Source organism: Alloyangia pacifica (assembly GCF_003111685.1).
Taxonomy (GTDB): domain Bacteria; phylum Pseudomonadota; class Alphaproteobacteria; order Rhodobacterales; family Rhodobacteraceae; genus Salipiger; species Salipiger pacificus_A.
In genome coordinates, this window is the sequence record NZ_CP022189.1 from 1069576 (window position 1) to 1092247 (window position 22672).

The 22672-nt window shown below is 66.1% G+C and carries 19 protein-coding genes; 9 read left to right on the top strand and 10 right to left on the bottom strand.

The genetic code is table 11. From position 1 onward, the window contains the following. Positions 1-28: 28 nt before the first annotated feature. The 3 genes from CEW88_RS05165 to CEW88_RS05175 all read right to left on the bottom strand — a co-directional run bounded on the left by CEW88_RS05165 (position 29) and on the right by CEW88_RS05175 (position 2068). Positions 29-316, bottom strand: a complete 288-nt coding sequence (locus CEW88_RS05165; RefSeq protein ID WP_108964995.1) for a hypothetical protein — start codon at positions 314-316, stop codon at positions 29-31. A gap of 223 nt (positions 317-539) precedes the next feature. Then, complete coding sequence (locus CEW88_RS05170) at positions 540-998, bottom strand: hypothetical protein (protein ID WP_108964996.1); 459 nt, start codon at positions 996-998, stop codon at positions 540-542. A 377-nt stretch (positions 999-1375) separates the two neighbouring features. After that, complete coding sequence (locus CEW88_RS05175) at positions 1376-2068, bottom strand: hypothetical protein (RefSeq protein ID WP_159099561.1); 693 nt, start codon at positions 2066-2068, stop codon at positions 1376-1378. Between the two features lie 652 nt (positions 2069-2720). Between CEW88_RS05175 and CEW88_RS05180 the strand changes: the two genes are divergently transcribed. After that, positions 2721-5258, top strand: a complete 2538-nt coding sequence (locus CEW88_RS05180; protein WP_108967557.1) for a penicillin-binding protein 1A — start codon at positions 2721-2723, stop codon at positions 5256-5258. A gap of 224 nt (positions 5259-5482) precedes the next feature. Here the strand turns inward: CEW88_RS05180 and CEW88_RS05185 are convergent, their stop codons facing one another. From CEW88_RS05185 to CEW88_RS05195, 3 genes are all read right to left on the bottom strand, one after another. Then, positions 5483-6463, bottom strand: coding sequence for an ABC transporter permease (locus CEW88_RS05185; RefSeq protein ID WP_108964998.1), 981 nt, complete (start codon positions 6461-6463; stop codon positions 5483-5485). Continuing rightward, the gene (locus CEW88_RS05190; RefSeq protein WP_108964999.1) at positions 6456-7493 is read right to left on the bottom strand and encodes an ABC transporter permease; all 1038 of its coding nucleotides are present in this window, start codon (positions 7491-7493) and stop codon (positions 6456-6458) included. The genes CEW88_RS05185 and CEW88_RS05190 overlap by 8 nt, the downstream gene beginning before the upstream one ends. Before the next feature lie 281 nt (positions 7494-7774). Continuing rightward, a complete protein-coding gene (locus tag CEW88_RS05195; RefSeq protein WP_108965000.1) occupies positions 7775-9484 on the bottom strand; it encodes a peptide ABC transporter substrate-binding protein in 1710 nt (569 codons plus the stop codon). Between the two features lie 238 nt (positions 9485-9722). On the opposite strand from CEW88_RS05195, the gene CEW88_RS05200 reads away from it, so the two are divergent. The 8 genes from CEW88_RS05200 (at position 9723) to CEW88_RS05235 (ending at position 19070) form a co-directional block, all read left to right on the top strand. Continuing rightward, positions 9723-11543 carry an ABC transporter ATP-binding protein gene (locus tag CEW88_RS05200; protein ID WP_108965001.1) on the top strand — a complete coding sequence of 607 codons (1821 nt, stop codon included), beginning with the start codon at positions 9723-9725 and terminating at the stop codon, positions 11541-11543. Positions 11544-11694: 151 nt separating this feature from the next. Then, on the top strand, positions 11695-12519 hold the full coding sequence (gene minC, locus CEW88_RS05205) for a septum site-determining protein MinC (protein ID WP_108965002.1): 825 nt from the start codon (positions 11695-11697) through the stop codon (positions 12517-12519). Positions 12520-12544: 25 nt separating this feature from the next. Beyond that, the gene (gene minD, locus CEW88_RS05210; RefSeq protein ID WP_095882785.1) at positions 12545-13363 is read left to right on the top strand and encodes a septum site-determining protein MinD; all 819 of its coding nucleotides are present in this window, start codon (positions 12545-12547) and stop codon (positions 13361-13363) included. Continuing rightward, on the top strand, positions 13360-13659 hold the full coding sequence (gene minE / locus CEW88_RS05215; RefSeq protein WP_108965003.1) for a cell division topological specificity factor MinE: 300 nt from the start codon (positions 13360-13362) through the stop codon (positions 13657-13659). Before minD ends, minE begins: the two co-directional genes overlap by 4 nt. Positions 13660-13864: 205 nt before the next feature. Beyond that, a complete protein-coding gene (locus CEW88_RS05220) occupies positions 13865-15139 on the top strand; it encodes an Hsp70 family protein (protein ID WP_108965004.1) in 1275 nt (424 codons plus the stop codon). 117 nt (positions 15140-15256) lie between these two features. Further along, positions 15257-16423, top strand: coding sequence for an acetylornithine deacetylase (argE, locus tag CEW88_RS05225; RefSeq protein WP_108965005.1), 1167 nt, complete (start codon positions 15257-15259; stop codon positions 16421-16423). Continuing rightward, complete coding sequence (locus tag CEW88_RS05230) at positions 16420-17769, top strand: NAD(P)/FAD-dependent oxidoreductase (protein WP_108965006.1); 1350 nt, start codon at positions 16420-16422, stop codon at positions 17767-17769. Before argE ends, CEW88_RS05230 begins: the two co-directional genes overlap by 4 nt. Before the next feature lie 137 nt (positions 17770-17906). Then, positions 17907-19070, top strand: coding sequence for a M20 aminoacylase family protein (locus CEW88_RS05235; RefSeq protein ID WP_108965007.1), 1164 nt, complete (start codon positions 17907-17909; stop codon positions 19068-19070). Positions 19071-19220: 150 nt separating this feature from the next. Here the strand turns inward: CEW88_RS05235 and CEW88_RS24440 are convergent, their stop codons facing one another. The 4 genes from CEW88_RS24440 to CEW88_RS05250 all read right to left on the bottom strand — a co-directional run bounded on the left by CEW88_RS24440 (position 19221) and on the right by CEW88_RS05250 (position 22623). After that, positions 19221-19385 (bottom strand): hypothetical protein, encoded by a 165-nt coding sequence (locus CEW88_RS24440; RefSeq protein ID WP_159099562.1) that lies wholly within the window; start codon positions 19383-19385, stop codon positions 19221-19223. A 64-nt stretch (positions 19386-19449) separates the two neighbouring features. Continuing rightward, positions 19450-20493, bottom strand: a complete 1044-nt coding sequence (locus tag CEW88_RS05240) for an ABC transporter substrate-binding protein (protein ID WP_108965008.1) — start codon at positions 20491-20493, stop codon at positions 19450-19452. Next, positions 20490-21959 (bottom strand): sensor histidine kinase, encoded by a 1470-nt coding sequence (locus CEW88_RS05245; RefSeq protein WP_108965009.1) that lies wholly within the window; start codon positions 21957-21959, stop codon positions 20490-20492. The genes CEW88_RS05240 and CEW88_RS05245 overlap by 4 nt, the downstream gene beginning before the upstream one ends. After that, positions 21952-22623: a response regulator transcription factor gene (locus CEW88_RS05250; RefSeq protein WP_108965010.1), complete on the bottom strand. Its 672-nt coding sequence runs from the start codon at positions 22621-22623 to the stop codon at positions 21952-21954. The genes CEW88_RS05245 and CEW88_RS05250 overlap by 8 nt, the downstream gene beginning before the upstream one ends. Positions 22624-22672 lie beyond the last annotated feature (49 nt).

Consider the following 22672-nt stretch of genomic DNA (forward strand, 5'->3'; position numbering starts at 1 on the left):
CCATAATTGACCGCCCGCTGCGCGTTCTTCAGCCTACGGCCGAGGTAATGGCGCCGGAGATGCTCGACAGTTCGTCTTCGATGGTGAGCACCGCGATGTCCAGCGAGGTGAACGTGTCCTCGCCCACGGCTTCGATATCGAAGGTGACGTCAGCGGTGTTGCCATCGATGCAAGCGTCCGCGATGACCGTCGACCAGACAAAAATGTCGACATCTTTGTCGATATCTACGTTGGTATCGAGATCAATGTCGATATCGACATCAATGTCCTTGTCGAAATCCACATCCGACGACGGCGGGTAGTATGGGAATGTCATATCTTATCTCCTCGTTGTTGGTAATTCGTATTAGTCTAATTGCACCGAGTGTTCTCGATGTAGGAGAACATTCACTCGGGAAATAATTCTGTACAACTGCAATAATGGGTATTAGCCGGAAGATTGTCTGATCGCGGGGTTTGTCGGAAAATTGCGTCACAATCGTGATGTCGGCGCATGCCGGTGAATACGCCGAGCGGCGCGCGTATATCTTCGATATGGCCTAAATAAAGTCGAAAAAGAATGAAAACGCGAAGGCGCTGGGCTCGGCTGGGGTCTCCGGAACCTCAGCGGGGGATTCCGCAAATCCCGGGGATTGCGCCTTGAAGCTGATATGGGTCTCAAAGGCCTTGCCTGCCGCATCCGAGCGGAACTCTACCAGGCTCTTCAGGGTCATCTCCGGGCCGCCGTCGTCTTCGGTCTCGAGCAGCAATTCTGATTGCCAACTCGCGGCCTCCTCATCGACGGAAACGTCGTAGCTTCCACTGACCGGAGAGTCTTCGTCCCATTCGGAAAAATCGAGCAGGGTTCTTGTGGTCAGCCTGCCCGAGCCGAAATCAAACGCGTCTTGGAAATCAAAGACGTCGTCATTTTGCTCGTTCGGCCATTGGATCGGTGTCTGCGCTTCTGTGGTCGCCTCGGGCAAGCCCTTCGAGGCTGGAGTGGCGGTCAAATCAAGCATGGTATCCTCCTTCGTGCGCTCACAGTTTACACCTGGTCAAGTGCTGGAAGGGGTGCAATTGCGATACCTATTCGTCTGGATAAATCGGCGGATACCCGGAAATTACGAGCCTATGTGGCTGATATTCGGGAACATCCGGGAAGCTGAACTCGAGCCCCAGAAGCGCGCGTTTGGACTCCTTCGGCTCGGTGCGGAGGTGACAGCGGAGCCGGCGCAACCGGGGATGCATCACCCGGCCGGCGCCACTCGTGAGCTGTTCTCGGGGGGGCCGCCGGGGGCGGGTCGGAGATGACGCCGGGCCCAAGGCCTCGGCTACACAGACGCACGGGGACGCGGCAGGATAAACTCCGCCGCGTCCCGTCAGCTTGGGCGCCGTTTCAGCCGATGGCCAGCATCGCGTCGATCGACGAACCGGAATAGGTGTCCTCGATCGCCAGCACGCCGGCGTAGACATCCGCCAGGGTGTCCTCTGCGTTGGCCTTCACGTCGAAGTCTGCCGTGGCCACGTTGCCGTCGGCCACGCTTTGGTAGCTGTTCACGGTATAGGTCGAATGAGGCGTGACCATGATAGGTCGGCCGTTGTCGAGGAAGGCGAAATCCACGGCAATGACCTTCGTCGTCGTTGTCTCCCAGTTCCGTCCGGTCGTCGTCACCGTCCGGCTGAAGACGAAGTCCGCGCCGTCCACGTCGCAATAGGCGTCCGTCAACGCAAATTCCGCCCCGCCTTCTGCCGCCGCTCTGAAGGTCGACGAGGCCACCGCGAAGGACGCATTGTCGGTGTCCGTCAGTTTGGCACGCAGGTCCGCTGAGGCGATGGTATGTTCGCCGACGGCCTCCGCGCTGCCTCCGAGTTCCATATCGATGGCCGTTTCTACCGGCCTATCATTGTCGTGATCCTGATGGTGGTGGCGATCTGAAATTCGATCGTTGCGATCAGTCAGGCGCTCTATACGGTCCGCGAGCCGATCCAGCATATCAATCGCCCGATCAATAACTCGATCAGACCAATCACTTTTGTTGAGCATTTTGCCGATGCTGGAAATCTGCGCGGAAATAAGTCTCGACAGCATAAGGCTACCTCCGCCGTTGGTGTCAATTTGTCTGTGGCTTATACGGGAATAGTGGCATCTTTTCAGGAGCAATCACATACTCCCTCTGATAGAGAGTTGGTGATCCGATGGTGCGACGACAAGTATATGAATATTAGAGAGAAGTTTCTTCGGATAATGCCTTTGCGCTGATCATGCATTTCGGTTGCCGGGCGGCTTTATCCTTTGGTGTCTCTCGGGGTCCGGAATCATGCCCCGTGGTATCGAAGGACATAGGGTACAACTCGCGCATGTCCCTTGATCCTATCTTTCGATAGAAATTTGCGCCTCCTGTGTGCCTGAATATCCTTCGCGTTCTCCAAAAGGATCAATATCACTGGAGTCGGTGCATCCACGCAATTCCGATATGTCGACTTGCGGGAAAGAGGCGAGTCCAAAGGCGTGGGCGCAGGTGATGCGGCGCAGCCGTGCCCGGTGTCTGGCGCATCTGTGCAGTCCAACGGCAGTGCCTGCGGTCTCGCCGAGCAGGCAGGCCATCCAACGCGGCCATGGGCTGGAAGCTCTGACGCAGGGGCAGCGGGCTCGCGCTCGTCATCGCCCCAGTGGCACCTATGTGTTTTGACCTGAAGTCCAACGCAGTATAATGGGTCTGCAATCCAAAGAGGCATTGCTCGTGATCAGGTTCATCTTCTCCTTCTTCGGGGCCATCTTCAGCGTCATCACCCTCGGGCTGATGGCGATCGCGCTGTCCATCGGCGCGATCTTCTGGATCTATGGCCGCGACCTGCCGAGCCATGAGAGCCTGGCGCAATACACCCCGCCCACGATCAGCCGGATCTATTCGACCGAGGGCAAGATCATCGACGAGTTCGCGCAGGAGCGGCGGCTCTTCACCCCAGCGGACCAGATCCCCGACATGGTGAAGCAGGCCTTCATTTCGGCCGAGGACAAGAACTTCTACGAGCACCATGGCTACGACGTCCGCGGCATCGCCGCGGCCGTGGTCGACGCGGTGCGCACTCGCGGCCGCGACGTGCGCGGCGCCTCGACCATCACCCAGCAGGTGATGAAGAACTTCCTGCTCTCGGGCGACCGAAAGATCGAGCGCAAGATCAAGGAGATTATCCTCGCCTCGCGGCTCGAGGAAACCCTGAGCAAGGACAAGATCCTCGAGCTCTATCTGAACGAGATCTTCCTCGGCCAGAACTCCTACGGCGTGACCGCGGCGGCGCAGACCTATTTCAACAAGAGCCTGTCGGAGCTCGCCCCGCACGAGGCGGCGACGCTGGCCTCGATGCCCAAGGCGCCGTCGGATTACCACCCGGTGCGGAACATGCAGCGCCTTCTCGACCGCCGCAACTACGTGCTGCGCGAGATGCGCGAGAATGGCTATATCGACGAGGCCACCTTCGAGACCGAGGTGGCCCAGCCGCTGCGCTCGGTGCAGAACGGCGATTTCGAGCCCTACCAGCATTCGCTGCCGCCGCGCGACTATTTCACCGACGAGATCCGCCGTCAGCTGACCTCCGAGTTCGGTGAGGGCGAATTCTTCTCCGGTGGCCTGTCGGTCCGTGCGACGCTCGATCCCGAGATGCAGGTCGAGGCGGCCAAGTCGCTGCGCGTCGCGCTCGAAGATTACGACCGTAGCCTGGGCCGCTGGCGCGGCACCGGCAAGACCATCGCCGAAGAGCAGCTCGGCTCGGAAGCGGACTGGCGCGCGGCACTCGCGTCCGTAGCCGTGGCGCGCGACATCGATCTCGACAGCCAATGGTATCCGGCCGTGGTGCTCGAGGTGGGCGAACAGCAGATGCGGCTCGGCATCGAAGGGGTCGAGGACACTGCCGAGCGTCCGACCGTGGTGCCCCGCAATGACATCAGCTGGGCCAAGGGCAGCTTCGCCGACAACTTCGAGCGCGGCGACGTGGTGCATGTGCGTGCGATGACCGACGACAAGACCGGCGAGTTCATCCGCTGGACGCTGCGCCAGGTGCCGCGCGTGCAGGGGGCCTTCATGGCGATGGACGTGAACACCGGCCGGGTGATCGCCATGCAGGGCGGCTTCAGCTACCAGGACTCGGTGTTCAACCGCGCCACCCAGGCGCTGCGTCAGCCCGGTTCGAGCTTCAAGCCCTTCGTCTATGCGGCGGCGTTGGACTCTGGCTACTCGCCCTCCACGATCATCATCGACGCGCCGATCGAGATCGACACGCCGCAGGGCGTCTGGCGGCCCAAGAACGCGTCCAACACCTACTATGGCCCGACGCCGCTGCGGACCGGGATCGAACAGTCGCGCAACCTGATGACCATCCGCCTCGCGCAGGAAATCGGCATGAACACGGTCGCCGATTACGCCGAGAAGTTCGGCGTCTATGACAACATGGGCCGGGTTCTGGCCAATGCGCTCGGCGCGGACGAGACTACGCTCTACAAGATGATTTCGGCCTATGCGATGTTTGCCAACGGCGGCGAGCGGGTCGAGCCGACGCTGGTCGACCGGGTGCAGGACCGCTACGGGCGCACGGTCTACAATCACGAGTACCAGAAGGGCAACGAGCGCAGCTGCCTCGACTGCGCCGATCCCAACCTGCCGCCGGGCCGCGGGCCGGACATCCGCAACAACCGCGACCGGATCATGGACGCGGTGACCGCCTACCAGCTGACCTCGATGATGCAGGGCGTTGTACAGCGCGGCACCGCCTCGCGCACGGTGAACCTGCCGGTGCCCACCGCCGGCAAGACCGGCACCACCAATGACGCCAAGGATGTCTGGATGCTCGGCTTCACCTCGAACATCGTGGCGGGCTGCTACATCGGCTACGACACGCCGCGCCCGCTGGGCCGCGGCGCCTCTGGCGGCGGCATGTGCGGGCCGGTGTTCAACCGGTTCATGCTGAAAGCGGTCGAGAAATACGGCGGCGGCCAGTTCAAGGTGCCGCCCGCCTGCAACTTCCTCAAGATGGACCGCTTCACCGGCGCGCGGCTGGGGCCGGACGCTTCGGGTGAGAACGTCGTCGCCGAATGCTTCCGCTCGGGCGAGGAGCCGCTCTTCGGCATCCAGCTCGACGGCGGATGGGCGATGTCCGGCAATTTCGACATGATCCAGCCCGACGGCTCGACCCGCCCGCGCGAGGTCACCACGTCGACCGGGCGCAAGGCGACGGTGGGTCCGAAGGCCTCCTTCGGCACGCTGAGCTCGGGCGGTCTTTACTGATCCGGGCAGAGGAGGGGGGCGCCACCGCCCCTCTCTTTGCCTGCAGGCACGTCACCCGGGGAATCTGTGCCTGGAACAAGGCCCGCCTTCCGCGCGCGCTGTGGCATTGTCTCTCTTCAAATACGCAAGGCTCGGCCACTTGCCCGGCGCAGGGCAGGCGCGCGGCATGAAAAAGGGCGGGGGCTTGCGCCTCCCGCCCTGTGCGGTTTCAGTGGATGTCTGGCTCAGCGGCCCCGGATGCGTGGGTCCAGAGCGTCGCGCAGCCCGTCGCCAAGGTAGTTCACCCCGAGCACGGTGAGCGAGATGGCGATGCCCGGCAGGATCACCCGCTCGGGGAAGTCTTCCATCCGCGCGACCGCGTCGGCCAGCATCTTGCCCCAGGTCGGGAAGTCCGAGGGGAAGCCCACCCCGAGGAACGACAGGGCGCTCTCGGTGATGATCGCCGTGGCGAGGCCCAGCGTTGCCGAGACCATGATCGGCGAAAGCACGTTGGGCAACAGGTGGCGCTTGATGATCTGGAACGGCTTGGTGCCGATCGAGCGCGCCGCCAGCACGAACTCGCGTTCCTTGAGTGCCAGCACGTCGCCGCGCACGATGCGCGCCGTGGGCATCCACGAGGTGATGCCGACCACGGTGACGATGAGGATGAACATGCCGCCCTCGGGTCCGAAGTTGGCGCGCAGCGGCTGGCGGAACAGCGTCACCGCGACCAGCAGCAGCGGCAGGATCGGCAGGCTCAGAAAGAGATCGGTCAGGCGCATGAGCGGCCCGTCGAGCTTCCTGAAATAGCCCGCGAGCACGCCGATGCCGGCCCCGATCACCAGCGACAGGATCATCGCCGCCCAGCCCACCGCCATCGAGGCGCGCCCGCCGGCGATCAGCTGCGAAAGGTTGTCACGGCCCAGCTGATCGCTGCCCAGCGGATGCGCCCAGCTGACCTTGGCGGTGCTGTCCCAGAGCGCGGTGTAGATCGGCCGCATGTCCTTGGCGCGGATGTCCAGCGCCTGCGGATCGAGCGTCCACAGATAGGGGCCGACCAGCACGCCGAGGGTGATGAAGATCAGGAAGAAGGCCCCGATCATCGCGCCCTTGTGCTTGCGGAACTGGGCCCAGACGTCCTTCCACTTGGAGCGCGGCGGCTTGTCGGGGCCCTTGTCGCGCAGGGCCTCGATCGGGGCGGGGGAGGCGGGAACGGGTTCAGTCATAGCGGATCCTCGGGTCGAGAAGGCCGTAGAGGATGTCGGCGATCAGGTTGAAGACAACGATCAGCACGGCGAAGATGAAGGTCAGTGTCATCACCATCGGCAGATCGTTCGCGAAGAGCGCGGTGATCAGCAGCTGGCCGATGCCGTTCACCTTGAACACGTTCTCGGTGATGATCGCCCCGCCGAAGATCGCCGGCACGCCGAGCGCGATCACGGTGATCACCGGGATCATTGAGTTGCGCAGCACGTGGATCATGACGACCACGGCCTCCGACAGGCCCTTGGCGCGGGCGGTGCGGACGTAGTCCTGATTGAGGTTGTCGAGCATCGAGGCGCGCATGTAGCGCGAGAGCTGCGCGGTGGTCTGCAGCGCCAGCACCATCACCGGCATGATCATCTGCATCAACTGGATCTTGAAGCTCGCCCAGTCATTCACCACGTGGGTGGTGTCATAGATCGACGGGAACCAGCCCAAGTAGACCGAGAAGATCACGATCAGCAGCGGACCGGTGAAGAACGGCGGGATTGAGAAGCCGACCATGGTGATGAACGTGCCGGCCTGGTCGAAGACCGAATACTGCCGGTAGGCCGAGTAGATGCCGATGGGCAGGGCGATCAGCACGCCGACGATGTAGCTCAGGCCGACCACCCAGAGCGTCTGCGGGATGCGCTGCAGCACGATGTCCATCACCGGCGAGCGGGTCTGCCAGGAGATCACCCGCAGCTCGCCGTTGTAGAGATGCGTGTCGGGCAGCCAGCCGAGCAGGAAGCTGTCGCGGGTCAGCCAGTCGATGAAGACCTTGGGCTCGATCCAGAAGACCTGCACCAGCCATTTCCAGTATTGCACCAGCGCGGGCTCGCCGACGCCGAGCGCCTCGCGCATCTTCTGCTTCACTTCGGGCGGTACGGTCAGCGGCACCTGCGCCATGGGGTCACCCGGCGCCAGTTGCAGCAGCATGAAGATCACGAAGCTGATGAAGAGCAGCGTCGGGATCGAAAGGACGAGGCGGCGGATTGCATAGGTCAGCATGGGCGGACCTCGCGGGCGGGGGCGCTGGGGCGGCGGCGCTGCGAAAGCAGCGGCAGCGTCCGGCACCGGTCATGGATGCGGGCTGTGTGCGTCATGAATTCCGTGTCTTTGTTGTGGGGCCCGTGCGGCGGCAGCGGCTGTCGCCGTTTGGCGCAGGCGGCTGGGAAAGGGAACCGGCCGCGCGGGCCGAGGTCGGGGTTCCGGAGAGGTGAGGTCACGGGCAGACCTTCCGAAAAGGGGCACGCCCCCGCGCGGGGCGCGGGGGCGTGCGTGTCACAGGGTCAGCCTTCGGTACGGTACCAGTCGGCCGCGTTCCACAGCTCGCTGTCCCAGGTGTTCAGGATGACACCGCCGAGCGTGTTGGAATGCGCCGAGACGCGGCCACGGTCCACGAGGGGAACGATCGTCATCGTTTCCTTGGTGATGATGTCGTTCAGCTTCTTGGCGATCTCGCCGCGCTTGCTCAGCTCGCCGGTCTTGGCTAGCTCGTCGAGGAGCGCGTCATATTCTTCGTTGCAGAAGCGGTTGATGTTCTCGCCCTGCCACTGCGAGGACGGCTTCGGCTCGTTGCCGCAGCGGTACATCTGCAGGTAGGACTGCGGGTCGGTGCCGTCGAAGTTGTTCGCGTACATCTCGACGTCGGCGTAGAACTTCTGGAAGGTGTCGGGCGAGCCCGGGTCACCGCCGAAGAACACCGAAGAGTCGACGTTGCGCAGTTCGGTCTCGACGCCGATCTGGCGCCACCAATCCTTGATCAGGGCCTGGAAGTCCTGACGCACGGCGTTGGTCGAGCTCTGGTAGAGCAGGCTCAGCTTCATGCCGTCCTTCTCGCGGATGCCGTCGCCGTCGCTGTCGGTCCAGCCGGCTTCCTCGAGCAGCGCCTTGGCGCCTTCGAGATCCTGGGTGAGGCACTCGGTGTTGTCCGACGCGTAGAGCTCGGGCGCGGGCACGAGGTTGCAGGTCGCGCGGCCGGCCTGGCCGTAGCCGATCTCGGTCAGCAGTTCGCGGTCGATCGCCATTGACAGGGCCTTGCGGACCTTGAAGTCAGACAGGATCGGGTGCGGATGCGCCACGGTCGAACGCTCGCCCTCGGGCAGATTCGGCGAGGGGTCGGTCATGTTCATCTCGAGCCGCTCGACCAGGGTGCCGAAGGCCGAGACCGGGGTGCCCTGGCCGCCTTCTGCCATCGAGGCGAGGACGTCGGGCGCCAGCTGCAGGTTCCAGGCGTAGTCGAACTCGCCGGTCTGCAGGACCGCGCGGGCCGCGGATTCCGCATCGCCGCCGCCTTTCAGCGTGGCGGTCGCGAAGGCGGGCTTCGCCGGGTCACGGTAGTTCGGGTTTGCCGAGAGCGAGATCACGTCGTTCGGCTTGAACTCGTCGACCACGAAGGGGCCGGTGCCGATCGGGTTGAAGTTGGCCTCGGTGCAGGTCGATGCCGCTGCGCCTACGCAGTTCTCGAACTGCGCCTTTTGCAGGATCGGGGACTGGCCGCCCATGAAGGGGCCGTAGGGGTTCGGCATGGCCTCGTCGAAGTTCACCACGACGGTCAGATCGTCAGGGGTGTCGATCGACGCGATGTGGTCGAACTTGGCGAGCTGCGCGCAGCCGCCCTCGGGGTTCATGCAGTAGTCGGCGGTGAATTTCACGTCTGCCGAGGTCACCGGCGAGCCGTCGGACCAAACCAGGCCCTCCTTCAGCTTCCAGGTGATCGACTTCAGGTCTTCGGACACGCCGCCGTTCTCGACGGTGGGGATCTCTTCGGCGAGGAAGGGAACCAGGGCCCCGGTCTCGGTGTAGCGGCCCAGCGGTTCGAGCACGAGCGAGGAGGCTTCGATGTCCTTAGTGCCGCTCGACAGGTAGGGCGTCATGATCGACGGTGCCTGCCAGTAGATGATGTTCACGTGCCCGTCCGAGCCGCGCTCCGCCATGGCGGCGGCGGGGGCCAGCACAAAGCTGGCGGCGGCCCCGAGCAGTAGGGTCTTCGTTTTCATAGGTCACTCCCTGTTATCGACCTAAGACCGGTTGGTCTCTTCTTTGTATCAGCGGGAAAATGAAGTCGGTGCGGCCTTTTGTGGCCGGACATTCTGATCGTTCCCATCCCGCTTGGCCGTCATCGAAGCAGAACACGCGCGAAATGCAAGCATTGCCTTAGGGTCAGCCGATGCTTGGGTTTGACAGTTTGTCGAAGCTGCCTTTAGCGTTTGCACTGACAACGACGGAGAGGCCCAAATGCTGGACAACCCCATCGCGCGGATCGAGAGCCTGCGCGTAGAATTCGAGACAAAAGACGGCCCTGTGGCCGGTGTCGAGGATGTGAGCTTCGATATCGGGCCGGGCGAAACCGTCTGCGTCGTGGGGGAATCCGGCTCTGGCAAGTCGGTCAGCTCGCTCTCATTGATGCGCCTGATCGAGTTCGGCGGCGGAGAAATCGCCAAGGGGCGCCTAATTTTTGATCGCAAGGACGGCGGCGAGACGGACCTGGCGAAGGCCTCCCAGGACGTCATGCGCGACATCCGCGGCAACGAGATCGGGATGATCTTCCAAGAGCCGATGACCGCGCTCAACCCCGTCTTCACCGTCGAGCGCCAACTCACCGAAGGTCTGCGCGTGCACCGCGGCATGACCAAGGACGAGGCCAAGGCCCGGGCTCTGGAGTTGATGCAGCAGGTGCGCATCCCCGAGCCCGAGCGTCGGCTGAAGCAATATCCGCACGAGCTGTCGGGCGGCATGCGCCAGCGCGTGGTGATCGCCATGGCCATGGCCTGCAAGCCGCGCCTGCTGATCGCCGACGAGCCGACAACGGCGCTCGACGTGACCATCCAGGCCGAGATCCTTGCGCTGATGGACCGCCTCAAGCGCGAGACCGGCACCTCGGTGATGTTCATCACCCACGACATGGCGGTGGTGGCGCAGATGGCCGACCGCGTTGTGGTGATGTTCCGTGGCAGGAAGGTCGAGGAGGGCACGGTCGAGGAAATTTTCGAGCGCCCGCAGCACCCCTACACCCAGGCGCTGCTCGCCGCGGTGCCGAAGCTGGGGGAGATGCGGGGCAAGGCGCTGCCCGAGCCGATGCGCCTGCTGGGCCGCGAGCAGGACGAGATCAAGCCGATCCCCGGCACCGAGCAGCCTCTTCTGACCGTCGAGGGGCTGACCACGCGCTTCCCGGTCAAGGGCGGCTTCTTCCGCCAGACCGTGTCGAACGTCCACGCGGTCGAGGATGTCAGCTTCACCGTCAACAAGGGCCAGACCCTCAGCCTCGTCGGCGAGTCAGGCTGCGGCAAGTCCACCTGCGGGCGCTCGATCCTGCGGCTTGTCGAGCCGTTGAAGGGCAGGGTGGTGCTCGACGGCGTCGACGTGATGGGGCTCGGCCCGAACATGCTGCGCGATGCGCGGCGCGAGATGCAGATGATCTTCCAGGATCCCTTTGCCTCGCTGAACCCCCAGATGAACCTCGCCGACCAAGTGGCCGAGCCGATGCGCAATTTCGGCTCGCACAAGGGCAAGGAGATGATGGACCGCGTGGCCATGCTCTTCGACCGGGTCGAGCTGCCGCGCAGCTTCATGCGCCGCTTCCCGCACGAGCTTTCCGGCGGCCAGCGCCAGCGCATCGCCATCGCCCGCGCGCTTGCGCTCAACCCCAAGCTCATCGTCGCGGACGAGGCCGTCTCGGCGCTCGACGTTTCGGTGCAGGCGCAGGTGGTCAACCTGATGATGGAACTGCAGGCCGAACTGGGCCTGTCCTATCTCTTCATCAGCCACGACATGGCGGTGGTCGAGCGGGTCAGCCATAAGGTGGGGGTCATGTACCTTGGCCGGATCGTCGAGATCGGCCCGCGCGCGGCGGTTTTCGAGAACCCGCAGCACCCCTACACTAAGGCGCTGATGTCGGCCGTTCCGATCGCCGATCCGCGCCGCCGCAAGTCCGAGAAGGACCTCAATTTCAAGCCCATCCCATCGCCCATCCACCCGGTCGGATACGAGCCCGAGCCGAACGTGTACCAAGAGGTCGGACCGGATCATTTCGTGCTTACTTCGGCGTCCGGCTACTAAGGGTTGTAGTCTCGTCACGGCATTTCTCTGCCGATGACGAGAAAATTTTGGCTTGGAGGTGGATCCCGGAACGTGGGATGATTATGCACGATGCAACGAAGCACAGACACGAATCTGTGCCAGGCCCGAGAGCAGAAGGCTAAGAACAAGCGTGCAGACAGACGTCGCCAGCGGCAACATCGATGGTGTCGGGACGACACTGAAACCCTTCCAGTTCCGGGGGCGGTTCCTGACCGCGCTCGCCCTGCGCCTCAGCACGGCCCCGGACGCCCGCTTCTACGAGATGCTGGCCGACCGGCTGGAGAAAACTCCGAACTTCTTCACCGACGCGCCGGTCATCATCGACCTCGAACAATCCCAGGCCGAGGTGACCCCCGAGGCGCTGACCGAGCTGGTCGGCGACCTGCGCCGCCGTGAGCTTGCGGTCTTCGGGCTGCAGGGCGGAAACGAGGCGCTGCGCGCCGCCGCCGCCGGGCTGGGGCTGATCACGGTGACCGGTGGGCGCGATGCGCCTCTGCGCGGGGCGCTGCCTAGCTCGGAGCAGAAGCGCCCGAGCCGGGTGTTCCCCGAGCGGGCGCCCGCGCCCGAGACGCAGACAGCACCCGCACCGCAGCCCGAACCGGCGCCGATCCCGCAGCGCGTCGCGCCGGAGAACAAGATCGTCACCATGCCGGTGCGCTCGGGGCAGACGGTGATCGCCGACAAGGGCGATCTGACCGTGGTCGGCCCGGTGAGCTCGGGGGCCGAACTTTTCGCCGCCGGCAATATCCACGTCTATGGCCGGATGCGCGGCCGCGCCTTCGCCGGTATCGACGGCGATGAGAACGCCCGGATCTTCTGCCAGTCGCTCGACGCCGAGTTGCTGGCGATCGCCGGTCTCTATCGGACCTCGGATAGCCTTGGCGCCGATGTCCGCCACAAGATGGTGCAGATTTACCTCGAGGACGAGCGGCTGATCGTCGCGCCGTTCGGATAACCTCGGCATTCAACAGGAGCCGCCAGTGAGCAAAGTAATCGTTGTGACCTCGGGCAAGGGTGGCGTGGGCAAGACCACGTCCTCGGCTGCCATCAGCGCCGGTCTCGCATCGCGCGGGCACCGCACCGTCGTGATCGACTTCGACGTGGGTCTGCGCAACCTCGACATGATCATGGGCTGCGAGCGCCGGGTCGTGTTCGATTTCATCAACGTGATCCAGGGCGACGCCAAGCTGAACCAGGCGCTGATCCGCGACCGCCGGCTCGACAACCTCTACGTGCTGCCGACCTCGCAGACCCGCGACAAGGACGCGCTTACGCAGGAAGGCGTCGAAAAGGTGCTGAACGAGCTCCGCGAGGAGTTCGACTACATCATCTGCGACAGCCCCGCGGGCATCGAGCGCGGCGCGCAATTGGCCATGTACTACGCCGACGAGGCCGTGGTCGTGACCAACCCCGAGGTCTCCTCGGTGCGCGACAGCGACCGGATGCTCGGCCTGCTGAGCTCGAAGACCGCCCGCGCCGAGCGCGGCGAGGAAGACCAGATCAAGAGCCACCTGCTCCTCACCCGCTTCGACCCGAAACGCTCGGGCGACGGCGAGATGATGTCGGTCGAGGACGTGCTGGAAATCCTCGCGATTCCGCTCCTCGGCGTAATCCCGGAAAGCCCCGCGGTCCTGCGCGCCTCGAACGTCGGCGTGCCGGTGATCCTCAACGAGAAGTCGCGCGCCGCCACCGCCTACGAGGAAGCCGTCGCGCGCCTCGACGGCGAGGACATCCCGATGAAGATCGAAGGCGAGAAGGTCCCGGGCCTGATGTCACGTCTCTTCGGGAGGAGCGCATGAATCTTTTTGGGTTCACCTTCAACCGCAAGCCCAAGTCCTCGGTCCAGGCCAAGGAGCGTCTGCAGATCCTTCTCGCACATGAGCGCGGGTCGGGTCCCAGCGCCGATTTCTTGCCGCTGCTGCAGCGCGACATCGTCGAGGCGATCAAGCGCTACGTGCAGGTGAGCGACGATGCCGTTGGAATCCGCATGGATTCCATCGGCGACGTCTCCAGTCTCGAAATCAACATCGAGCTGCCCGCTGACCAGAAAGAGGCCGCCAAGGCCTCTGACAAGAAAGCCGCGGCGAAGGGCTGATCCCCCTCGCCGCAAGGCCGCCGACAGCGGGCCGGTCCGTTCGTTCTCGCCGAGCGGTCCCAACGTCCCTCGGGAACGCCGCCACCATCCGCTGTGCGGCCTCCGCTAAGATTTAATTGCCCTGAAGAAGGGGCGGGCGTTTCGGCCTTGCCCCAGGTTTGCGTTTTGGGTAGCCGGGCGGCTTTCCATCCTCGGGGAGCATGTCATGGCTGATGCGGACTATTCGGGCGGCGACTGCCTGGCTGTCGATTTCGGGACCTCCAACTCGGCGGCGGGGATCGTCGAGCGGGGTGCGGTGCGCCTGCTGGAGATCGAGGCCGGGGCCGAGACCCTGCCCACCGCTGTGTTCTTTCCCGAAGAGGGCGGCATGCGCATTGGCGCGGCAGCCTCGGAGGCGCTGATCGCCGGCGAGGAAGGGCGCTACATGCGCGCGCTGAAAAGCGTGCTCGGCACCTCGCTCTTTCACGAAAAGCGACTGATCGGCGGGACTCGCCGGACGCTGGCGGATATCGTCACGGCGTTTCTTGCCGAGATGAAGGCGCGGGCCGAGGCGCAGTCCGGGCGCCGCTTCACCCGCGCGCTCTCGGGGCGGCCGGTGCATTTCCACACCAGCGATGCAGAGCGTGACGCGCGGGCCGAGCAAGACTTGCGCGGATGTTATCTCGCGGCGGGCTTCGGGAGCGTCGAGATGATGTTCGAGCCGGAGGCGGCAGCGCTGGCGAGCCGCATCGCCGAGGGCACCGGCGGTATCGGGCTCATCGTCGACATCGGCGGCGGCACCTCGGACTTCACCGTCTTCCGCAGCGAGGGCGACGGCATCGCCATCACCGCCAGCCATGGCATCCGCCTCGGCGGCACGGATTTTGACCATGCGGTCTCCATGCGCCACGCCATGCCGCTGCTGGGTCTGGGGGGCGAACTGCGGCGCGACTTCGGCGAGGGGCTTCTGCCGGTGCCGAATGCGCTCTACGTGGATCTCTCGACCTGGGCGAAGATCCCCTTCCTCTACAACCGCGACACCGAACGGGCAGTGGCGGACATGCTGCGCCACGCAGTCGAGCCAAAAGCTATGAAGCGCCTGCAGACGGTGATCACCGACGAGCTTGGGCACGAGCTGGCCTTCGCCGTGGAGCGCGGCAAGATCGAGGCCAACTCCGGTGCGGCAGGCGCGCAAATCGCCATGGGAATGATCGAGCCGGGGCTCGGAGCGCGGGTCACGCCGGGCACGCTCAACGCGGCGCTTTCCGAAGCGCGAGAGGCGCTGCGCATGGCGATCTACGAGACGCTGATGCTGGCGCAGGTCTCGCCCGCGCAGGTGGACAGCGTGGTGCTCGTCGGGGGCTCGAGCCTGATGGCGCTGGTCGAGGGCGAAGCGCGGGCGGTGTGCCCGGGCGCCGCGCTGCGACGCTCCGAGGCTTTCACAGCAGTGGTCGATGGGCTGGCCTGGGCCGCCTCGGGCCGGGGTGTCGCGCGCGGCTGAGGAACGGGCAATCGCGTCTTTTCTCGGCGCGAATACCGGGGCTTGGGCCCCGCTCCCCCTTGTGATCGGAACCAAGGCGCGTTTAGGTCTGCCGCAAAGACAGACCAAGGACGCCCCATGACTTCCCGGCTATCCCCGCGCGCGCTTCTCGAGAAGCTCGTTTCCTTTCCCACCGTGAGCAGCGGAACCAACCTCGATCTGATCGACTGGACGCAGGCGTATCTTGCCAGCCACGGGATCGAGAGCCACCGCCACGCCAAGCCCTCCGAGCCCGAGCTGAAGGCGGCGCTTTTTGCCCATGTCGGCCCCGAGGCCGAGGGCGGCGTGGTGCTGTCGGGGCACACGGACGTGGTGCCGGTCGAGGGGCAGGACTGGAGCTCGGATCCGTTCACGCTCACCGAGCGGGAGGGGCGGCTTTACGGGCGCGGCTCGACGGACATGAAGGCATTCGACGCTCTGGCGATCTGGGCTTTGGTCGAGGCGCGGCACCGGGGCGTGACGCGGCCGCTGCAGTTGGCGTTCAGTTATGACGAGGAGATCGGCTGCGAGGGTGCGATCGACCTCGTCGCGGCGATGCAGGGGGTGGTGCCGAAAGCCAGCGCCGTGATCGTGGGCGAGCCGACCATGCTGAAGCCGGTGACTGGCCACAAGGGCGGCATCAGCTTCGAGGTGCATGTGCACGGCGTCGAGGTGCACAGCTCGATTCTCGAGACCGGCGTCTCGGCCATCATGTGGGGTGCCAAGCTCATCGACTGGTGCAACGCGGTCAACGCCGAGAACGCGTCTGGCGAACCGGGGTCAGTGGCGGCGCTCTTCACCCCGCCCTACACCAACGTGCACGTCGGGCAAATCCGCGGCGGCACGGCGCAGAACATCACCGCCAAGGAGTGCTGGTTCCCGCTTGGCTTCCGCGTGGTGCCGGGGGAGGACCCGGCCTATTGGAAAGGGCGGCTGCTGGACAAGGTCGCCGATCTGAATGCTGAAATGCAGAAAGTGCGCCCCGAGGCCTGGATCGAGGTCCGCGATGCCTTCCACCTGCCGCCCTTCGCCCCGACCGCGGACAACCGCGCCGAGGAGATGGTGCGACAGATCACCGGCGACAATGCCAAGCGCCACGTCAGCTACGGCACCGAGGCCAGCCATTTCCAGAACGGCGGCTACGACGTGGTGGTTTGCGGACCGGGCGACATCGGCATCGCGCACCAGCCGGACGAGTACATTGAGGTCTCTCAGCTGGAGGCCGGGCAGGCCTTCATGGAGCGCCTGCTGGAGCGGTTGGCATGAGCGTGGTCTTCCCGTTCCGCGACGAAGGCCCCGTCGCCCACGAGGGCGCGCTGCCCGAGGCCGCCGATCTGGTGGTCATCGGCGGCGGTGTCATCGGCACCTGTACGGCGCTCTTTGCCAACCGTGCCGGGCTCAAGGTGGTGCTGCTGGAAAAGGGCCGCATTGCCGCCGAGCAGAGCTCGCGCAACTGGGGTTGGATCCGGGTGCAGGGCCGAGACATGGCCGAGATCCCGATTGCGCTCGAGGCGCAGGACCTCTGGCAGGAGCTTGATGCGCTCTGCGAGGGACGGCTCGGCACCCGCACCGTGGGCGTCGGCTACCTCGCCAAGAGCCGTGCCGAGATGGAGAATTTTGCCGGCTGGCTGGAGCAGGCGAAACCGCTCGGGGTCAGCTCCGAGTTGCTGGATGCCGAGCAGACCAAAGCGCAAATCGGGGCCACGGACAGCCCTTGGGTTGGTATGTTGCACACGCCCACCGACATGAAGGGCGAGCCTTGGCAGGCGGTGCCCGAGCTGGCGCGGCTGGCGGCCTCGGAAGGGGTCATCGTGCGCGAGCGCTGCGCGGTGCGCGGGCTCGAGCGGAGCGGCGGACAGATCACCGGCGTGGTCACCGAGGCGGGGACGGTGCGCTGCGAGCAGGCGGTGCTTGCGGGTGGGGCCTGGTCGGGTCTCTTTCTCAAGCGTCACGGCGTGTCGATCCCGCAACTCTCGGTGCGCTCGACGGCCATGGCCACCGCGCCGCTGCCGCAGGTGGTCAACAAGGCGGCGGTGGATGACGTGCTGGCCTTCCGGCCGCGCGCCGACGGCGGCTACACGCTGGCGCCTTCGGCCTTTTCCGAGCTCTTCCTCGGTCCCGACGCATTGCGCCACGCGCGCCCCTACCTCGCGCTCGCCCGCAAGGGCAGCTTCGACGTGCACTTCCGGGCCAAGGCGCCGGCGGGCTATCCGGACGCCTGGGGCACGCCGCGCAGCTGGCGCGACGACGAGCAAAGCCCCTTCGAGCGGATGCGCATCCTCTCGCCTGAACCCAACGCGGGCAAGGTTGCCGCGACCCGCGCGCAGTTTGCGCAGCACTTCCCAGAGATGGGCGAGGTGCCGCTGCAGGCGAGCTGGGCGGGGATGATCGACGTCATGCCGGACGTGGTGCCGGTCGTCGATCACGTGGCGCAGATCCCCGGGCTGATCGTGGCCACGGGAATGTGCGGCCACGGCTTCGGCATCGGGCCGGGCTTCGGGCGGGTTGTCGCGGACATGGCGCAGGGCAGGGACCCGGGCCATGACCTGACGCGCTTCCGCCTGTCGCGCTTCTCGGACGGCAGCAAGCTGGTGCCCGGGCCGAACCTCTGACCGGCGGGGCGGGGCGCTGAACAAGACGGCGGCGCGCCCTGTTTTCCCTAGGTTCACGCCCCGGCTCCGCTTGCCACGCCGCGGCGCCGGTGGCAGGCTCCGCGCGAAATATGATCAAACAACAGGGACGCACTTCGATGCCCGTCAAGAACCGCTTCGCCGAGCTTCAGTCCGAGATCACCGACTGGCGCCGCGACCTCCACGAGAACCCCGAGATCCTCTTCGAGACCCACCGCACCTCGGCGCTGGTTGCCGAGAAGCTGCGCGCCTTCGGCTGCGACGAGGTGGTCGAGGGGATCGGCCGCACCGGCGTGGTGGGGGTGATCAAGGGCAAGAGCGACGCCTCGGGCAAGGTCATCGGTCTGCGCGCCGACATGGACGCGCTGCCGATCCTCGAGGACACGGGGCTCGACTATGCCTCCAAGACCCCGGGCGCGATGCACGCCTGCGGCCACGACGGCCACACCGCGATGCTGCTCGGCGCGGCCAAGTACCTTGCCGAGACGCGCAATTTCGACGGCACCGCCGTGGTGATCTTCCAGCCCGCCGAAGAGGGTGGCGGCGGCGGCAAGGAGATGTGCGAAGACGGCATGATGGACCGTTGGAACATCCAGGAGGTCTACGGCATGCACAACTGGCCCGGCGTGCCCGTGGGACAGTTCGCCATCCGCCCCGGCGCTTTCTTTGCCGCGACCGACGTCTTCGAGGTCACCATCGAGGGCAAGGGTGGCCACGCCGCAAAACCGCATGAGACGATTGACCCGACCGTTGCCTCGGCGCAGATCGTCACCGCCCTGCAGACCATTGCCGCGCGGAATGCCAACCCGGTGACCGAGATCGTCGTGTCGGTGACCAGCTTCGAGACCTCCTCGAAGGCCTTCAACGTGATCCCGCAGCGGGTCACGCTGCGCGGCACGGTGCGGACGCTGGCGCCCGAGAACCGCGATCTTGCCGAGACCCGCATCACCGAGATCTGCACCGGCATGGCCGCGGCGCTCGGCTGCGTGGCCACGGTGGATTACACCCGCAATTACCCGGTCATGGTCAATTCCGAGGAGCAGACCGAGTTCGCCGCCGATGTGGCGCGCGCGGTCTCGGGCGATTGCGCGGATGCGCCTCTGGTCATGGGCGGCGAGGATTTCGCCTTCATGCTCGAAGAACGGCCGGGCGCCTATATCCTCGTCGGCAACGGCGACACGGCGGCGGTTCACCATCCCAAGTACAACTTCAACGACGAGGCCATCCCGGCTGGCTGCTCGTGGTGGGCGGAAATCATCGAACGGCGGATGCCGGCGGCCTGATCGCACGCGGGGGCGGTTTCGGCCGCCCCCGCGCTTGGGCCCAAGCGCGAAGATGGGCGGGCTCCGACCCCGTCCACGGCACGGAATGTCCCGGGGTATTTTGGCTTGGAAGAATTGGAGGCCTCGGCGCGCCCCTCGTCGGGGCGCGGCTCAGAGTGGCTTGCCGGTCACCGACATGCCGCGGGAGAGATAGCCGCAGGCCTCGTTGATGCCCGCCGAGCAGGCCACCGAGAGCACCTCTGCCTCGGTTGGTTGTCTCGCGGCGCAGGCCGCCAGCGCCAGCAGCGCGGCGCCGAAGATGGCATGTCGCATCATGGCCCTGTCCTTGTTTGATCCATCAAGCCCGACTGCGGGCTGCTTTGCAAGCGCCTGTGGTACCTCATCCCGCATCCGCCGAAAAGGCCTCGTCCCACAGCCGGAACAGCCGCTCGCGCGTGCTGCGGTCGAGCGCCAGCAGCAGCGGCGGCGAAAGCGCGATCAGGCGCCGGGCGCTTGGCAGTAGGCTGGTCTCGGAGGGATCGGTGGCGGCGACCAGCCCGAGATCGGCCAGCATTCCCTGCGCCTCGGGTGACAGCAGGAAATCGAGCAACCGCTGCGCTGCCTCGGGGTGGGGGGCGCCCTTGGGAATCATGTAGGCGCGGGACATCATCAGCGTGTAATCCTCGGGCAGGATGATGCCGACGTTGGGTGCGGCGCGGGCCTCGGCGTAGGAGCCGAGCACGTTGTAGGCGATGTAGTAGCGCCCCTCCGAGACCCCGTCGATGATCGACAGCGAGCAGCAGGTGGCGATCGCTCCGATCCGCGAGAAACCCTCGAGCATGGCGCCGAACGTGGTGGCCTCGAGGCTGTCGGCATGGGCGAAGAGATAGCCAAGGCCGGAATCCTCGATGTCGTAGGTGGCGATGCGGCTGCGCAGCAGCTCGGGCTTCTTTCGCATCAAATCGAGCAGGGCGAAGCGGGTGCGCGGAACGTCTTCGGCCGAGAGCGCCTCGGTGTTGTAGATGATCACCGCCGGTTCCTCGGTGATCCCCCAGAGCTCGTCGCGCCAGCGCCGCTCGGCGGGCAGGTCGGTGGTGGCCGGTGAGCGGTAGGGGTGGGCGCAGGCGGCGTTGACCAGCGCGAGCATGTGGTGCGCGCCCGACGAGAGCAGCGCGTCGGCGGGGGCGGCGCGCCCGGCGCAGGCGGCGCGGCTGCCGGCGTAGAGGTTGTTCGAGCCCCATTGCTCGTAGCGCAGCGACAGGTCCGGGTTCAGCTCGGCGAAACGTGCGATCACCGGTTCGATGATGTCGATGTCGGTGGTCGAGCGCAGGGTGAGCTCGGTGGCACCTTTGCCGAAGCTCTCCACCCGCTCCTGCGCGGAGCCGGTGCAGGGCAGGGCAAGGCCGAGGGCGAGCAGCAGCGATGGCAGCAGGCGGGTCTTCATTCGGGCGCGTCCTCTTGCGGGGCGGCGGGCAGCAGAAGCGCGATGCGAAAGCCGCCGCCGGGGTATTCAAGCGCGATCCGTCCGCCGAAGGCCGCCGCCACCGAGGCGACGATGGCAAGGCCCAGCCCGGCACTGTCCTCGTGAGAGGCGGTGCTGCGCTCGAAGCGCTGGCCGAGGCGGGCGGCAATTTCGGGCGCGGGACCGGCGCCTGCGTCCCTGACCCAGAGCGCCGCCTCGGTGCCGCGGAGCTCGGCGCCGATCGCGATGGGCGAGGCGCCGTGCTTCAGCGCGTTGACCAGCAGGTTCTTGGCGGCCTCTCCGACCGAGAAGGCATCGGCCCGGACCATCACCGGCTCCTCGCCGATCTCGAGCCGCAGCTCGGCTTCGGGCGCCAGCAACTCGTGATCGCCACGCTCGACCACCTCCAGCGCAACCTCGCGCAGGTCGAGCGGCGCGCGCGGGACGCTTTCGCTGCGATGGCTGACGAGGGCGCGCGACAGCAGCTGGTCGAGCAGCGATCCCAGCGAGCGGGTGCGGGTCAGCAGCCGGGTCAGCGCGCGGGCGCGCAGCGCGTCGTCGGGCTGGTCCTGCATCGCCTCGGCCTGCACCCGGATCGCCGCCACCGGGGTGCGCAGCTGGTGGGCGGCGTCCGAAATCAGGTGGCGCATGCCCTCCATCTGTCGGTCGAGACGGCCCATGAAGCGGTTCATCGCCTCAAGCATCACCGTCAGCTCGCGCGGCAGACCCTCGGTGGGCACGGGGGTCAGGTCGTAGGGGTCGCGCGCCGCAAGATCCTCGGACATCGCCTCGAGCGGGCGCAGCGCCGAGCGGGTGACCAGCCAGGACATGACCAGCAGCGCGAGCCCCGCCAGCAGCATCGGCAGCACGGTGTCGAGCGTCAGCCCGAGGGCCATCGCCTGCCGCGCGCGCAGGGTCTGCCCAATGGTGACCGAGATGCTGCCCGAGAAGTCGCGCTCGGCGAAGCGGCGGGTGACGCGGACGAAACGGGCGGGTTCGCCGTTGAGCCGGGCGTCGAAGAACTCGGGGCCGGAGCTGGCGCCGGCGCGGCGGGCGGGGGGCGCGATGTCGGTCTCGTCGAGCCCGGTGATCAGCGTGTTGCCGGGGCCGCGTACCGCGTAGTGGATGCGGTCCTCGGGCGCCTGCGCCAAAAGCTCGAAGGCCGAGACCGGCAGGTCGACGATGGGCCGCCCGGACTGGATGCGGATCGAGCCGGCGATGTCCCGCGCCGCGCCCAGCAGGATGCGGTCGTAGGATTGCCGTGCCGCCAGCCGGCCGTTGTAGAGCGTTGCGCCCGCCACCAGCAGCCCGCCGGCCAGAAGGATCAGCAATACCGCCTTGAGCACCCGCGAGGCCAGGCTGGGCGGAAGGCTGGGTGTCTGACTGGGTGGCACCTTGGGCGGCACTCTGGGCGGGCCGCTGGCGGAGGGGCGCGCAGGTTCAGCCATCAAGGTCGATCCGGTAGCCGATGCCGCGCTGGGTGGCGATGCCGACGGGGCTGCCCGCAAGTTTCTTGCGCAGCCGGGCGATGTAGAGCTCGATGGCGTTCACCCCGACGTCCGCATCGCCAAACCCGTAGAGGGAATCGTAGAGCCGCGCCTTGCTCAGGTACTGGCCCTGGTGGCGCAGGAAGACGGCAAGCAGCGCCGCCTCGCGGGCGGTCAGCTCGAGTCGCTTGCCGTCGAGGGTGGCGCTCTGCCCGGCGGGCGAGAAGGCGAGCGGGCCGAGCACGATCTCGGCGCCCTTCTGGTCGGCCTCGCGGCGGATCAGCGCCCGCAGCCGTGCCTCGAGCTCGCGCTGGTCGAAGGGCTTGCCAAGATAGTCATCGGCGCCGAGGTCGAGGGCGCTCACCCGGTCGTCCACCGACACCAGCGCGGTCAGCATCAGCACTGGCGTGCGGGCCCCCGAGGCGCGCAGCTCGCGCAGGAAGCGCAGGCCAGAGCCGTCGGGCAGGTTGATGTCGAGCACGAGCGCGTCATAGGCCTGCACCGCGAGGAAATCGCGCGCCGCCTCGAGGCAGTCTGCGACGTCGCAGACGATGCCGGACTGCGCCAGCCGCGATGCGACGCCTTCCGCCAGATCGCTCGCATCCTCGACCATCAGCACACGCATGAGACTCGTCCCTCCCTTCGGCCCCGGGCTGGTTGACGACGCGTCCACA

What these genes read in the sequence shown, in the direction of transcription:
- CEW88_RS05165 (WP_108964995.1), bottom strand. Translation starts at nt 316, where the DNA reads ATGACATTCCCATACTACCCGCCGTCGTCGGATGTGGATTTCGACAAG.
- CEW88_RS05170 (WP_108964996.1), bottom strand. Translation starts at nt 998, where the DNA reads ATGCTTGATTTGACCGCCACTCCAGCCTCGAAGGGCTTGCCCGAGGCG.
- CEW88_RS05175 (WP_159099561.1), bottom strand. Translation starts at nt 2,068, where the DNA reads ATGCTGTCGAGACTTATTTCCGCGCAGATTTCCAGCATCGGCAAAATG.
- CEW88_RS05185 (WP_108964998.1), bottom strand. Translation starts at nt 6,463, where the DNA reads ATGACTGAACCCGTTCCCGCCTCCCCCGCCCCGATCGAGGCCCTGCGC.
- CEW88_RS05190 (WP_108964999.1), bottom strand. Translation starts at nt 7,493, where the DNA reads ATGCTGACCTATGCAATCCGCCGCCTCGTCCTTTCGATCCCGACGCTG.
- CEW88_RS05195 (WP_108965000.1), bottom strand. Translation starts at nt 9,484, where the DNA reads ATGAAAACGAAGACCCTACTGCTCGGGGCCGCCGCCAGCTTTGTGCTG.
- CEW88_RS05200 (WP_108965001.1), top strand. Translation starts at nt 9,723, where the DNA reads ATGCTGGACAACCCCATCGCGCGGATCGAGAGCCTGCGCGTAGAATTC.
- minE (WP_108965003.1), top strand. Translation starts at nt 13,360, where the DNA reads ATGAATCTTTTTGGGTTCACCTTCAACCGCAAGCCCAAGTCCTCGGTC.
- CEW88_RS05220 (WP_108965004.1), top strand. Translation starts at nt 13,865, where the DNA reads ATGGCTGATGCGGACTATTCGGGCGGCGACTGCCTGGCTGTCGATTTC.
- argE (WP_108965005.1), top strand. Translation starts at nt 15,257, where the DNA reads ATGACTTCCCGGCTATCCCCGCGCGCGCTTCTCGAGAAGCTCGTTTCC.
- CEW88_RS05230 (WP_108965006.1), top strand. Translation starts at nt 16,420, where the DNA reads ATGAGCGTGGTCTTCCCGTTCCGCGACGAAGGCCCCGTCGCCCACGAG.
- CEW88_RS05235 (WP_108965007.1), top strand. Translation starts at nt 17,907, where the DNA reads ATGCCCGTCAAGAACCGCTTCGCCGAGCTTCAGTCCGAGATCACCGAC.
- CEW88_RS24440 (WP_159099562.1), bottom strand. Translation starts at nt 19,385, where the DNA reads ATGATGCGACATGCCATCTTCGGCGCCGCGCTGCTGGCGCTGGCGGCC.
- CEW88_RS05240 (WP_108965008.1), bottom strand. Translation starts at nt 20,493, where the DNA reads ATGAAGACCCGCCTGCTGCCATCGCTGCTGCTCGCCCTCGGCCTTGCC.
- CEW88_RS05245 (WP_108965009.1), bottom strand. Translation starts at nt 21,959, where the DNA reads ATGGCTGAACCTGCGCGCCCCTCCGCCAGCGGCCCGCCCAGAGTGCCG.
- CEW88_RS05250 (WP_108965010.1), bottom strand. Translation starts at nt 22,623, where the DNA reads ATGCGTGTGCTGATGGTCGAGGATGCGAGCGATCTGGCGGAAGGCGTC.